Below are 13,543 nucleotides of genomic sequence, written 5' to 3'. Positions count from 1 at the left end.
GTTTGCACCCCACGGGCGGCACAAGGGTTTAGGGATGACTGGGACAGTATCGTACCATGCTGGTGCCGCTGCGGAGGAGCAGGTCTCGCATCTCTATGCGCGACAGGGGCACAAGATCGTCGGGCGTCGATGGCGCGGTCAGGGCGGTGAAATCGACGTGATTGCCCAACGAGGGGACGATACGATTTTCATCGAGGTCAAGAAAAGCCGCAGCCATGCCGAGGCCGCTCAAGCTTTGCGACCCCGTCAGGTTAAACGATTGTTTGACTGCGCGGGCGAGTACATGGGCACCTTACCCAGTGGTTTGAACAGCTCGGTCCGGTTTGATGTGGCCCTGGTCGATTCCTGTGGTCGGATTGAAGTGATCGAGAATGCTTTGACAGCCTGAGGGCGGGGGCTGCGGGTCCGCACATTGCCGTTGGCCGCCGCATGGGTCATCACTCGGCCCGAACCAATCGTTCGGAGACCGCCATGCCCCTTTCCGTTGCCTTTCAGATGGACCCGATCGACGCCATCGATATTACCGCGGATAGTTCGTTTCGCCTTGCCCTAGAAGCTCAGGCGCGGGGGCATCGGTTGTTCTACTACACCCCGGACAAGCTCGCCTATGTGGAAGGTCGGATTGTTGCGCAGGGCCAGGACCTGGAGGTCCGGCGGGTCGCTGGCGATCACGCGACGCTCGGGCCCCTGCGGGAGGTCGACCTGTCCGAATTCGATGTGGTTTGGCTGCGACAGGATCCGCCGTTCGATATGGGCTACATCACGACGACCCATTTGTTGGATCGATTGGCCCCTGGAACGCTTGTGGTGAATGACCCGACTTGGGTGCGGAACTGGCCGGAAAAGCTGATGGTCTTGGATTTCCCGGATTTGACGCCGCCCACGGCCATCGCGCGGGATCTGGACGTGTTGAAGGCCTTTAAGGCACGGCACGGCGACGTGATTCTCAAACCGCTCTATGGCAATGGCGGCGCCGGGGTCTTTCGCTTAACGCCCGAAGATCGCAATTTAAACTCGCTGCATGAGGTGTTTTCGGGCATCAATCGGGAGCCTTTGATCATGCAAAAATTCCTGCCTGATGTGTCCAAGGGCGATAAGCGGGTCATTCTCGTGGATGGTGTCCCTGTTGGGGCCATCAATCGGGTTCCTGCGGAAGGTGAGACACGATCGAACATGCATGTGGGAGGTCGTCCGGAGCCGATCGCGCTGTCGGATCGGGATCGCGAAATCTGCGATCGGATCGGGCCGCGCCTGAAACAGAACGGCCAGATTTTCGTCGGCATCGACGTGATCGGCGACTACCTGACGGAAATCAATGTTACGTCGCCCACCGGCTTGCAGGAATTGGAGCGATTCGACGGCACCAATGCCAGTGCGTTGATCTGGGAAGCCATTGAGCGCCGTCGGGTTTAGCCTGGGTTTTTTGCAGTTCGTTCTTCGTGTTTGGGCCGGGGTGTCCTCTTTCCAGGGTGGTTTCTCACATGCCGGGGTGGCGTCGGCATATTTTTGGAACATCGAAAGGGTTGGGTTGAGCTGCCGATTTCGGATGAGCCGGTAGGAAACGCTAGCCAAGCGCGATGTTGGGGACGTGTTGTTCCGGGGCTGTGGGCCTGGGTTCGGCTTGGATTTTGCCTCTGATCAGCGCCCTGGAGCCGACAGCATTGTCTTTGGTCGGGCCTGCCGTCGCTATGTGTCCCGCGCGGCAATCAATCGGTAGGAGAGAGCTTCGGCGATATGGGGTCTCCCCACGGTCTCGACGCCCGCCAGATCAGCGATAGTGCGCGCGACTTTGAGGACGCGGTGATAGCCTCTTGCGGTGAGCCGGAAGCGGTCTGCCGCTTGGTTCAGAATGTCTTGCCCATCGGCGTCCGTTGTGGCGACGGCCATCAGGTCATCACCAGATATGTCCGCATTGACCTGGATATCGGGTTGCCCTTTGTACCGGTCCGCTTGGATCTCTCGCGCGGCCGCGACTCGACCGGCCACGGTGGCGGAGGTGTCGCCCGATGGCGGCAAGGACAGGTCCGACACATCGACGGCAGGCACCTCAAGGCGCAGATCGAAGCGGTCCATCAATGGGCCAGACACTCTGGACATGTAGTCTTCGCCGCAGACGGGCGCGCGGGAACAGGCGGCATTTGCGTCATACAGCATGCCGCACCGGCAGGGATTCGCGGCCGCGATGAGCAGGAAGCGGCAGGGGTAGCGGACATGGGCGTTTGCGCGGGCGATGACGACTTCACCGGTCTCAATGGGCTGGCGGAGTGTTTCGAGGACGGCACGGGGAAACTCTGGGAATTCGTCCATGAAGAGGACGCCATTGTGGGCCAGACTGACTTGGCCCGGGCCTGCGCGTTTGCCCCCGCCGACGATGGCCGCAACCGAGGCGGTGTGGTGCGGTTCCTGGAACGGACGGCGGTACAGGATCCCGCCCTCTTCGAGCGTCCCGGCCAGGGAGTGGATCATCGAGGTGTCGAGGGCTTCGCGCGCGGACAGGGGCGGTAGGAGTCCCGGCAGGCGGGCGGCGAGCATGGATTTTCCGGCCCCAGGGGGGCCAACCAGAAACAAGTGATGGCGTCCTGCGGCGGCGATTTCCAACGCGCGCTTCGCCCTCTCCTGCCCGCGGACATCCCGCAGGCAGGGGCCAGCGGGTGTGTCTGGCAGGCGCCCCGGTTTGGCCGGGTCAATGGGCGCGACGCCCGTCAGATGGTCGATCAGCGCCTTGAGCGAAGGGGCGGCATGGACCGGCGTGGCATCGACCCAGGCCGCCTCCGCCCCGCAAGCGGAGGGGCAATAGAGCACTGAACCAAGGGCCCCTGCGGTCAAGGCCGATGGCAGCGCACCGACCACCGGGACCAAGGCGCCGTCCAGCGACATCTCACCAATGGAGACGGCTTGAGTGAGCTTGGTCGGTGGAACGATTTCCAGGGCCGCCAGAAGGGACAGCGCGATGGGGAGATCAAAATGCGCGCCTTCCTTGGGAAGGTCTGCTGGCGACAGGTTCACGGTGACCTTCTTGGAAGGCAGCGCGATGGACAGTTCCGACAAGGCGGTCCTGATCCGATCACGCGCCTCGGAGACCGCCTTGTCGGGCAGACCGACGATGGAAAAGCCGGGCAGCCCGGGCGAGACGGCGCATTGGACGTCGACGGGCCGCGCCTCCAGCCCTTCAAAGGCAACCGTCGTGGTGCGTGCCAGCATATCCCGTCCCCTTCAGGAAAGGGTTAACGCGGCAAACCTTTCCGAGAGGTTAACGACGGCGCAGGATGTCTAGGCACCGGCGGCTGGGGCGAGGCGCCCCGCCGCACGCGTGCGTCAGGGGGCAATGGGGAAGGGCTCCAAGGGTTCGAAAACCGCATAGACGTCCAGGGTCCGGTCTGCGGCTTCGCCTAGGGCGCGCCATTTCCGGAGTGGGGCGTGATCCAGGTGGGCTTGGACATAGGCTTGGGCCAGGTCGGAGACCGGCAGGCCATATCCGGCAATCCGCATGGCGACCGGTGCATACATGGCGTCTGCGATGGAATAGGCGCCAAAAAGCCAGGGGCCATCCGTGGCCATGGCGCGTGCTTGGGACCAAATGACCTCTAACCGGGCCAGGTCGGCCAAGACCGCTTCGGACGGGCGGAACCCACCGGATTTGACGCGAAGGTTCATGGGGCAAGCCGACCGAAGCGCGGTGAAGCCGCTGTGCATTTCCGCCGAGATCGACCGGGCAAGGGCCCGCGCCTTGGGGGCCGAGGGCCAGAGGTGTTTGTCGGGATGCGCCTCGGCCAGGCCTTCGGCGATGGCGAGGCTGTCGGTCCAAAGGCCCCCCTCGGGCGTGCGCACGGTGGGTACGCTGCGGGCCGGCGCCCAGGCTTTCAAGTCCTCAGCAAAGCTGTCGTCATAGAGCAGGGTAAGCTGCTCGGAATAGGCAATGTCGAACGTCTCGAACAACACCCACGCGCGCAGCGACCAGCTGGAGTAGCTGCGGTCGCCAATCAAAAGGGAATAGGTCTGTGTCATGGGGTCTGGATATCCTGACGGATCCGGTCTGGGAATTCAGGATCTCTGACAGCGCCATCACGGACAGTGATTGGCCCGATGGGCGACCATCTGCCCTGCGGTCCAGTCAATGCGCGTGAGGCTCAGGTTGTCGATTTTCTGGCCCAGGGCTTGGTAAGGGGTGATGCCCTGTGCGCGGGCCCAAAGGGTCAAGATGACACCCATATGGGCGACGACGATCAGGTCCCGGCCATGGGCGAGCCGGTTGAGCGCCCGATACACACGGTCCGAGACATCGTTCCAGGACTCCCCACCCGGTGCGCGCTGGGCCCCAGGCCGCTCGAAGTAGCTTCGCAATTCTGGACTGTCGATGGCGTCGAAGGCGCGGTTTTCCCAGTCGCCGTAGTGGAACTCTCGCAACGGCTGTTCATGGGGCAAACGTGGGCGGGTGCCTTGGATCGCATCGGCTGTGGCCGTGGCGCGGATCAAGTCGCTGCTTACAACGGGGGCCTGCGGTAAGGCTGCGGATAGACGGGCCAGCGCCGCCGTATCGGACAGATCGGCGGGCAGGTCGGTCCATCCGACCATCCGTTTGGCGTGGGTCGGGCCATGGCGGATGAGCCAGAGGCGGGTCATTTCAGCACCTGGGGCAAGCCAGCCGTCACCAGAACCACACGGTCGGCGGCAGACGCTAACTGCTGGTTCAAGGCGCCTTGGGCGCGCTGAAAACGCCGCGCCAGGGCATTGTCCGGAGCCACGCCACCGCCAACGTCATTGCTGACCACCACGTAGCGTGCGGCCCCCTCCGCCATTGCGGCGATCCAGGCCGTGGCCGGCGCCTGCCAATCTGTGTCCGTCATCATCAGACCGGTCAGCCACATGGTCGCGCAATCAATCAGCAGGACGTCGCCGCGCTGGGCCGCCAGACAGGTGTCTGCCAGGTCTTTCGGGCCTTCGATCAAGGTCCAAGCCGCGCCACGTCGGTCGGCGTGGGCCTGTGCCTTCGCCCGCATCTCATCGTCCCAGAGCGCGGCGGTTGCCACATACACAGCACGCCCCCCCGCCTCCAAAACGTGTGTCTCGGCCCAAGCGGATTTGCCGGACGCGGCATGTCCGAGCGCTAGCGTCAGGCGAGAGAGGGTCGTCATGGGGCCAAACTTTTTTTGATCCGGGCGCAGGGTCGCCCCGTAGTTGCATACATAAGCACGGAGAATTCCGGCACACCTGCAAAGTTTACCCAACAAGGGGGTGCAAGATGGCTCTCGATTTCAACAGTGACATGTCCCTGTCAAGGCGCGCCATGAAGGCAGAGCTTTTGGATGCGGAGACAGAGTTGAAACTGGCTTACGCTTGGCGTGACGAGCGCTGCGAGGAAAGCCTGCATCGCTTGATTACAGCGTACATGCGCCTCGCCATCTCTATGGCGGCGAAGTTCAAGCGGTACGGCGCCCCCATGAACGATTTGATCCAAGAGGCGGGTCTGGGCTTAATGAAGGCGGCTGAAAAGTTCGACCCGGACCGGGGTGTTCGGTTCTCGACATACGCCGTGTGGTGGATCAAGGCATCGATTCAAGACCACGTGATGCGGAATTGGTCGATGGTGCGGACCGGATCGACCAGCAGCCAGAAGTCGCTGTTTTTCAATCTGCGTCGTGTGCAGGCTCGTTTGGAGCGGGAAGCCCTGGCCGAGGGCATCGTGCTGGACCGTCAAACCCTGCGGGAGCGGATCGCGGAAGAGGTCGGCGTTCCCCTTCACGACGTGGAGATGATGGAAGGCCGGTTGAGCGGCTCTGACTTCAGCCTCAATGCAACCCAATCCTCCGAGGATGAGGGCCGTGAATGGATCGATACGCTGGAGGACGATGCCTCCCAAGCGGAAGAGATCGTCGAGAACAACCACGACACCGAGACCTTGCGCCAGTGGTTGCTGACGGCCTTGTCCTCCCTGAATGAGCGGGAGCGGTTCATTGTTCGGGAGCGGAAGCTTCGCGAAGATCCTCGGACGTTGGAATCCCTCGGCAATGAGCTTAAGCTTTCTAAGGAGCGTGTGCGTCAGCTTGAGGCCGCTGCCTTCGCGAAGATGCGCAAGAACTTGGAAAAGCAGTCCCGTGAGGTCCTCGAATTCCTAAACTGATCCAATGGGCCAGCGGGGCGCTGCTGGCCATGACCGGATTTGTCGGCGCGCAGTCGTTGCCGACAGCCGACGTCTATGTCCTGGGCGAAACCCACGACAACGCCGATCACCACACGGCCCAAGGGCGATTGATCGCGGAGATCCGTCCGACTGCTGTGGTTCTGGAAATGCTCACAGACGAGCAATCCGATCGGTTGGACGACAGCATACCCCTTGATCCCCAGGTTCTGGATCAGGTGCTTGATTGGTCGGACATGGGCTGGCCGGATGTTTCTCTCTACATGCCAGTGTTCGAGGCAGCGACCGGCCCCATTGTCGGTGCCGCTGGTGCCCCTGGGGATTTGTCCGCGTATGGTTTGGACGACCCACTTCCGCCAGAACAGCAGGCCGAGCGAGAAGCGTTGCAGGGAGCGGCCCATTGCGATGCGCTTCCGGCTGAGTTGTTGCCGCAGTTCGTTGCGAGACAGCGTGCGATTGATGCGCAGTTTGCTGCTCGAACGTTGGACGCGCTCGACCGGTACGGGTCGCCCGTGGTTCTTGTGACGGGCAACGGACATGCCCGCACGGATTGGGGTGTGCCCGCGGCCATTGCGCGCGTGCGGCCAGAGGTCACCGTTGTTTCGGTCGTTCAGGGGGAGGATGGCCGCGTCCCGCCCGGTGGTGACATTGTGTTGGATGCACCTGCGGCAACGCGACCCGACCCTTGCGAAGCCTTCCGCTGACGCGCGCCACCGCCTAAGACGGGGCGAAGGGGGCGGCGCATGTTGGCTGACAAGACAATCCTTTTGGTGATCGGGGGTGGGATCGCGGCCTTTAAGGCCTTGGATCTGATGCGCCGTTTGCGCGAACGCGGCGCGCGCATCGTGCCTGTGCTGACCCCAGCGGCAGAGCAATTTGTCACGCCGCTCTCGGTCTCGGCGCTGGCGGGCCATAAGGTGTATCGGGACCTTTTCGACCTGACCGACGAGGCGGAGATGGGTCACATCGAACTGAGTCGGTCCGCTGATCTGATCCTTGTCGCGCCGGCAACCGCTAACCTGATGGCGCGCATGGCTGGCGGGTTGGCCGATGATCTGGCGACGACGCTGCTGCTGGCAACGGATACGCCCGTGATGGTTGTCCCAGCCATGAACGTGCGGATGTGGCTGCATCCGGCGACGCAACGCAACCTGGAGGTGTTGCGCGCCGATGGGATCAAGGTCGTTGGGCCGGTCGACGGGGACATGGCCTGCGGAGAACACGGCCCCGGTCGCATGTCTGAGGTTTCCGACATTGTGGCGGCGGTCGCGGCGCATTTTTCGGATGGGCCTCTGGCCGGGAAACATGTGCTCGTGACCTCGGGGCCAACCCATGAACCCATTGATCCCGTTCGCTATATCGCCAACCGCTCCTCAGGCGCCCAAGGGACCGCCTTGGCTGTGGCATTGCGAGATCTGGGTGCGCGTGTCAGTTTTGTGACCGGTCCGGCCGATGTGCCGCCCCCCGAGGGGGTCGAGGTTCATGCCGTGCAAACTGCGCAACAGATGCTGGCAGCGGTCGAGGGAGCCTTGCCTGCCGATGCCGCTGTCATGGCCGCCGCCGTCGCCGATTGGCGGGTGGCGACGGCGTCTGACAGCAAGATGAAGAAGGTTGGCAGCGGCGCGGTTCCGGCCCTGAATTTTGTGGAAAACCCCGACATCTTGCGGACGGTGGCCCAGGCCGATCAGCGGCCCAAACTGGTCGTCGGTTTTGCAGCCGAAACCGATGATGTGGTTGCCCACGCCACGGCCAAACGCGCCCGGAAGGGATGCGACTGGATCGTGGCAAACGATGTGTCTCCGGCGACGGGAATTATGGGCGGAACGGAAAACGCCGTGACGCTGATTACCGGCAAGGGGGCGGAGACGTGGCCGCGTCTCTCAAAGGGTGAAACGGCGCGTCGCTTGGCCGCCCGCATCGCGGAGGCGCTGGAATGACCGAAATCACCGTGGCTTTCGCCCGCTTGCCGGGGGCGGACAAGGATCTGCCGCTTCCTCGCTATGAGACGGAGGGCGCGGCGGGCGCCGATCTGTGTGCTGATACGGGTGGTGAGACGGTCACGCTGGATCCCGGTCAGCGGGCGTTGGTCGGGACAGGGCTGCGTGTGGCCGTACCCGACGGCTATGAGATGCAGGTGCGCCCGCGATCTGGGCTCGCGCTGAAACACGGGATAACCCTGGTGAACGCACCGGGCACGGTGGATGCCGACTATCGTGGGCCGTTGGGCGTCATCCTGATCAATCACGGGACGGCGCCCTTCGAGGTGACCCACGGCATGCGTATCGCTCAGGCCGTCCTGGCCCCGGTCACGCGCGCCGTCTTCGCCGAGGTAGCGGAGTTGGGCGACACGGCGCGGGGCGCGGGCGGTTTTGGCTCAACGGGTTTTGGGGGATCCCAATCATGATGCTGGTCCTGTTCCTTGGGGGCGCGATTTGGGGTTTGGGCGTTATGCTAAAGACCCCGGTGCAGGCCCGGCTCTATATGTTGGCGCTGCTCTATGTGGCGGTTCTATTCGTGCAATTTGCCTTGCCGGACGGCCATGGTCTGCGCCTAGCGCTTGGGGGCAGTCCGGGGCAATGGCTGGTCCTGGGTGGGCTGGTTGGGGCGGTCCTCGTCTACCGAGAGGTTCTGTCGCGTGTGAAGGGGCGCGCCGTCGCCGCCGAGGCCGCGCGGGAAGAGGCTGAGGTGCCCGTGCAGACCGGTCCCTTTTCCGCTGTCGAGTTGGAACGCTATGCGCGCCACATCGTGCTGCGCGAAGTGGGGGGGCTGGGGCAGAAACGCCTGAAGGATGCTAAGGTTCTCGTCGTGGGGGCAGGGGGGCTGGGCTCGCCTGCGCTGCTGTATCTCGGTGCAGCCGGGGTGGGCACAATCGGTGTGATCGATGACGACACCGTCAGCCTGTCGAATCTGCAACGGCAGATCGTGCACACCGACGACCGCAGTGGCACGCCGAAGGTGTTCAGCGCACAGATCGGCATAAACGCGGTGAACCCCCATGTGACGGTGCGTCCCTATGATCGTCGCCTGACGCGAGAGATCGCGGAGGATCTGTTTGCGGACTATGATCTCATTCTCGACGGCTCCGACAGTTTCGCGACCCGGCAGATGGTGAACGCCGCCGCCGTGGCAACGGGGAAGCCCTTGATCGCAGGGGCCATCACCCAATGGGAAGGGCAACTGACGATCTATGACCCAGCGGGGGGCGCGCCCTGCCTGTCTTGCATCTTCCCAGAGGCCCCCGCCCATGGTTTGGCCCCGTCCTGTGCCGAGGCCGGTGTGATCGGTGCCTTGCCGGGGATTGTCGGGGCCGCCATGGCCATGGAAGCCATTAAGGAAATCACCGGTGCGGGCACCCCTTTGCGCGGCGCGCTCCTGACGTGGGATGGGCTTGATGCTGACGCCCGGCGGGTCACCATCCGGCGGCGCGCCGACTGCAAGGTCTGCGGAGATATTTAGCGGGGCTTGTCCGGTTGTGCCCAATCCTTGGATCAATGGGCCGCGTGGGACAGCATCGCTTCGATTGGAGGCTGGTGGCCAAGGGTAAAACGATCCGACCCTTGTCAGGGATGCCGGACGGTGCATCATCCTGACGGAGCCATGGTGGGAGATGCCCTATGAAACCCTTCGTCCTGTTCGCCGTCCTGACCTGTGCCGCCCCAACCATCGCGGTGGCCGATGTGCCAGACCTGGGGGGACGCACGGTGGTCATCGCCACCGAAGACGCCTATCCCCCAATCCAATTCAAGAACCCGGCCACGGGTGAGGCCATCGGGTGGGAATACGACTTCATGGCCGAGGCGTCGGTGCGGCTCAACTTCACGCCCGAATATGAAAAGATCAGTTGGGACGGGATGATCGCGGCCGTTGGTGCGGGTGAGTTCGATATGGGCATGACCGGAATTACGATCCGCGACGACCGAAAAGAAGCGGTGACCTTTTCCGCGCCCTATATGACCAGCCAGATGCTGATGATCGTGCGAGGCGATGAGGAACGGTTCGCGGATGCTGCTCAGTTCGCGGCCGACGACGATCTCTTGATGGCGGCGCAACCCGGTACGACCCCGTTTTATGTCGGCGTCTATGACGTGCTGGATGGGAACGAAGCCAATCCACGGATCAAACTGTTTGAGACCTTTGGCGCAGGGCTACAGGCCCTCCGCGTGGGCGATGTGGATCTTGCCCTGTCCGATAGCACGGCGGCGAACGGGTATGTGGCGGCCTCGGATGGCGGATTGAAGATCATAGGTGCGCCCTTGGGGACGGAACAATTCGGTTTCATCTTTCCCAAAGACGCGGACCAGACCTTGGTCGATGCAATGAATGCCGCGATTGCAGATATGGAGGCCGATGGCACGCTTGAGGCGCTCAACACCAAGTGGTTCCTGGACTATGAGATCGGCGAGTGAGGGGCCCAGAGTTTTCGTTGAAAACTCTGTCAAAAATCTTCTTTGAAGATTTTGCCGCCCGTGGGACCTGATCGCGCTCAACAGGGCGACTTTCCCTATTGGTTGGTTGCTGTCGTGCTTCTTTTGGGCGGCGCCTATGTAGCCGTTCTCTCTGAAGAGACGACCCGGCAAGTTCTGTTCACCCTGCGCAAGGGGCTTGGTATTACGGTGCTGGTGACCGTGGTGTCGTTTGCGGCAGCCAGTCTTGCGGGCCTAGGCATCGCGCTGATGTCCCTGTCGGGGAACATCATTTTACGGCAGGTCGCGCGCTTTTATACCGAAATCGTGCGCGGCATTCCGATCCTCGTTCTGCTCCTCTACGTGGCGTTCGTTTTGGCGCCGGGGCTTATGGGTTTCTGGAATTGGCTCGGTTTGCCCGAGCTTCGCACGCGCGACGTTCCGCTGCTCTGGCGGGCCATTCTGGCGCTGGTAATTGCCTATTCGGCCTTCATCGCGGAGGTTTTTCGCGCCGGATTGCAATCGGTCGACGCAGGGCAGATTGAAGCGGCGCAGGCGCTTGGGCTGAAGCGGTGGCACCGCTTTCGCTTCATCGTCATGCCCCAGGCTATCCGTACGATTCTGCCGCCCTTGGGCAATGATTTTGTCGCCATGGTAAAGGATAGTTCCCTGGTTTCGGTCGTTGGGGTCTTGGATATTGCGCAGTTGGGCAAGCTAACCGCCGCAGGCAACTTTCGGTATTTTGAGACCTATAACGTGGTCGCTCTGATCTATCTGACGATGACGGTTCTGTTGTCCCTCGGCCTGCGCCGGTTGGAAGGTTTTCTCGCTCGAAAACAGGGCTGAACGACTGTGCCTTTCCGTTGGAAAGCCCACGGGTCAGGCAGTGTGGCGTGTGGGCGGCGCGCCTGGGCGACGGCATGCGATCGTACGCTATGACAGTCGGTCGCACCCCCCTTACGCGGGCCATCTCAGGTGATACATGATTTTCAGAAATTTCTGAAATGGCCGATATGACCCTCACATCCCTCCAGAAAGAGTTCCTCCTCCACTTCGGTGAAATGGGCAGCCGATGGGGCATCAACCGCACCGTCGGACAGATCTATGCGCTTCTGTTCCTGTCCGAAGCCCCGCTGAACGCTGAAACGATCACCGAAGCCTTGGGCATCAGTCGCTCCAACACCTCGATGGGGTTGAAGGAGTTGCAGAGTTGGAACCTCGTCCTGCTGCGCCACCAACAGGGTGACCGACGTGATTACTTCACGACGCCGGATGATCTTTGGGAGATCGTCCGCACCCTGGTGGCCGAGCGCCGCAAGCGTGAAATCGACCCCACCCTGACGAAGCTGCGTGAGTTGGAGATGATGGGCAAAACCGGTGATCCCTACGCCGAAGCGCGCATCGCTGAGCTGCGCGAGATGATCGAAATGATGACCCAGTTCCATGATGAGATGAACCGTTTGGAAACTGAACGGTTGGTACAACTCATGACGATGGGTCGAACCCTTGGCGGTTTGCTCGACAAGGCACCCCGCCTCAACCCGTTCCGAAAGGCGAAATGACATGGAGATGATGGACACCCTCCTCCTCAGCCGCATTCAGTTCGCGGCCAATATCTCATTCCACATTCTGTTCCCGACCATCACCATCGCGTTGGGCTGGTTCCTGCTGTTCTTCAAACTGCGGTTCCAATGGACCGGAGACCTGAAGTGGATGGAGGCCTATCGCTTCTGGGTGAAGGTCTTCGCGCTGAGCTTCGCCATGGGCGTCGTCTCGGGCATCACCATGTCGTTCCAGTTTGGGACGAATTGGCCCGGTTTCATGGAAAAGGTCGGCAATATTGCCGGACCGCTGCTCGCCTATGAGGTGATGACCGCCTTCTTCCTGGAGGCTGTGTTTATCGGCATCATGCTGTTTGGATTTAGCCGAGTGCCCAACTGGTTGCACACCACGGCGACCTTCCTGGTGGCCTTCGGGACGACCATGTCGACCTTCTGGATCATCGTTCTGAACTCCTGGATGCACACGCCCCAGGGGTTTGAGATGATCGACGGTGTGGCCTACGCGACCGATTGGTGGGCGATCATCTTCAACCCGTCCATGCCGTATCGTTTGGCGCATATGTTGCTGGCGTCGGGCCTGACGGTGGCGTTCCTGATCGCCGGTCTCTCGGCCTTCCGTTATATCTTGGGCGACCGGAAAGAGACCGTGCGCAGCCAGATCCGCGTGGGCCTGACCTTTGCCGCGCTGTTGATCCCGGTGCAGATCTTCATGGGGGACCTGCACGGTCTTAACACGAAGGAGTATCAGCCGGCGAAAGTTGCCGCGATGGAGGGGAACTGGTCCGACACCGACGGCAACACGCCTCTGATTTTGTTCGCGCTGCCAGATGATGAGGCACGCGAGAACCGGATGGAGGTGGGAATCCCGGGCATGGCGTCCCTGATCCTTGGCCATTCCTTCGATGCGCCCATCCCTGCCTTGGATGAGTTCGTGGCAGAGGATGGCACTGTCCTGCACCCGCCCGTCGACAAGGTCTTCTGGTCCTTCCGCGTCATGGTCGGAACGGGGTTTGCGATGCTGCTGCTGAGCTGGGGCTCGCTGGCCTTCCTATGGCGTCGGGCGGAGGATGGACGCCGCTTCGCGATCCGTCGGCTGCCAAAGCCATTGCTCTACGGGCTCGTGCCCATGGCGCTGTCGGGTTGGGTTGCGACCTTGGCCGGGTGGTACACCACTGAGATCGGACGGCAGCCTTGGCTTGTCCAAGGCGTGATGTCGACGGCCGAGGCCGTGGCAGACGTGCCCGCGCCGATGGTCCTGTCGACGCTGCTCGGATACTTGGCGATCTATGCCGCCCTGATGTTCGCCTACATCGGCGTCATCCTCTACCTCGCCACCAAAGCGGCCCACGGGGAGGAGTTGACCGAGCTGACGCCCTCTTCCGGCGGCGCGGTCGTTGACGCCATCACCCGCGAAGATCGCGGTGTGGTCCCTGCGGAGTAAG

The 13,543-nt window shown here is 62.3% G+C and carries 15 protein-coding genes; 11 read left to right on the top strand and 4 right to left on the bottom strand.

Features of this window, described 5'->3' with window-relative positions; genetic code table 11:
- Positions 1-34 precede the first annotated feature (34 nt).
- Both K5R33_RS08355 and gshB read left to right on the top strand, forming a co-directional pair.
- Positions 35-388 carry a YraN family protein gene (locus K5R33_RS08355; protein WP_220748581.1) on the top strand — a complete coding sequence of 118 codons (354 nt, stop codon included), beginning with the start codon at positions 35-37 and terminating at the stop codon, positions 386-388.
- An 83-nt stretch (positions 389-471) separates the two neighbouring features.
- On the top strand, positions 472-1,413 hold the full coding sequence (gene gshB, locus K5R33_RS08350; protein ID WP_220748580.1) for a glutathione synthase: 942 nt from the start codon (positions 472-474) through the stop codon (positions 1,411-1,413).
- A 273-nt stretch (positions 1,414-1,686) separates the two neighbouring features.
- Here the strand turns inward: gshB and K5R33_RS08345 are convergent, their stop codons facing one another.
- From K5R33_RS08345 to K5R33_RS08330, 4 genes are all read right to left on the bottom strand, one after another.
- Positions 1,687-3,201 (bottom strand): YifB family Mg chelatase-like AAA ATPase, encoded by a 1,515-nt coding sequence (locus tag K5R33_RS08345; protein ID WP_220748579.1) that lies wholly within the window; start codon positions 3,199-3,201, stop codon positions 1,687-1,689.
- 114 nt (positions 3,202-3,315) lie between these two features.
- Entirely contained in the window at positions 3,316-4,005 is a 690-nt protein-coding gene (locus K5R33_RS08340; protein ID WP_220748578.1) for a glutathione S-transferase, read from the bottom strand.
- A gap of 57 nt (positions 4,006-4,062) precedes the next feature.
- Positions 4,063-4,620, bottom strand: coding sequence for a histidine phosphatase family protein (locus K5R33_RS08335; RefSeq protein WP_220748577.1), 558 nt, complete (start codon positions 4,618-4,620; stop codon positions 4,063-4,065).
- Positions 4,617-5,132 (bottom strand): bifunctional adenosylcobinamide kinase/adenosylcobinamide-phosphate guanylyltransferase, encoded by a 516-nt coding sequence (locus K5R33_RS08330; protein ID WP_220748576.1) that lies wholly within the window; start codon positions 5,130-5,132, stop codon positions 4,617-4,619. Before K5R33_RS08330 ends, K5R33_RS08335 begins: the two co-directional genes overlap by 4 nt.
- A gap of 107 nt (positions 5,133-5,239) precedes the next feature.
- On the opposite strand from K5R33_RS08330, the gene K5R33_RS08325 reads away from it, so the two are divergent.
- From K5R33_RS08325 to K5R33_RS08285, 9 genes are all read left to right on the top strand, one after another.
- A complete protein-coding gene (locus K5R33_RS08325) occupies positions 5,240-6,118 on the top strand; it encodes an RNA polymerase factor sigma-32 (RefSeq protein ID WP_220748575.1) in 879 nt (292 codons plus the stop codon).
- A gap of 29 nt (positions 6,119-6,147) precedes the next feature.
- Positions 6,148-6,840, top strand: coding sequence for a ChaN family lipoprotein (locus K5R33_RS08320; RefSeq protein WP_220748574.1), 693 nt, complete (start codon positions 6,148-6,150; stop codon positions 6,838-6,840).
- Between the two features lie 39 nt (positions 6,841-6,879).
- Entirely contained in the window at positions 6,880-8,073 is a 1,194-nt protein-coding gene (coaBC, locus tag K5R33_RS08315) for a bifunctional phosphopantothenoylcysteine decarboxylase/phosphopantothenate--cysteine ligase CoaBC (RefSeq protein ID WP_220748573.1), read from the top strand.
- A complete protein-coding gene (gene dut, locus K5R33_RS08310; RefSeq protein ID WP_220748572.1) occupies positions 8,070-8,540 on the top strand; it encodes a dUTP diphosphatase in 471 nt (156 codons plus the stop codon). The genes coaBC and dut overlap by 4 nt, the downstream gene beginning before the upstream one ends.
- Positions 8,537-9,592: a HesA/MoeB/ThiF family protein gene (locus K5R33_RS08305; RefSeq protein ID WP_220748571.1), complete on the top strand. Its 1,056-nt coding sequence runs from the start codon at positions 8,537-8,539 to the stop codon at positions 9,590-9,592. The genes dut and K5R33_RS08305 overlap by 4 nt, the downstream gene beginning before the upstream one ends.
- Before the next feature lie 158 nt (positions 9,593-9,750).
- Complete coding sequence (locus tag K5R33_RS08300; protein WP_220748570.1) at positions 9,751-10,542, top strand: transporter substrate-binding domain-containing protein; 792 nt, start codon at positions 9,751-9,753, stop codon at positions 10,540-10,542.
- Positions 10,543-10,593: 51 nt separating this feature from the next.
- Complete coding sequence (locus K5R33_RS08295; protein WP_373314160.1) at positions 10,594-11,385, top strand: amino acid ABC transporter permease; 792 nt, start codon at positions 10,594-10,596, stop codon at positions 11,383-11,385.
- Positions 11,386-11,543: 158 nt separating this feature from the next.
- A complete protein-coding gene (locus K5R33_RS08290; RefSeq protein ID WP_255588434.1) occupies positions 11,544-12,101 on the top strand; it encodes a GbsR/MarR family transcriptional regulator in 558 nt (185 codons plus the stop codon).
- Between the two features lies 1 nt (position 12,102).
- Positions 12,103-13,542, top strand: a complete 1,440-nt coding sequence (locus K5R33_RS08285) for a cytochrome ubiquinol oxidase subunit I (protein WP_220748568.1) — start codon at positions 12,103-12,105, stop codon at positions 13,540-13,542.
- Position 13,543 lies beyond the last annotated feature (1 nt).

Origin of the sequence: Jannaschia pagri, from assembly GCF_019655435.1 — a bacterium.
GTDB classification, from domain to species: Bacteria; Pseudomonadota; Alphaproteobacteria; order Rhodobacterales; family Rhodobacteraceae; genus Jannaschia; species Jannaschia pagri.
This window is presented reverse-complemented; position numbering and strand designations above follow the sequence as displayed.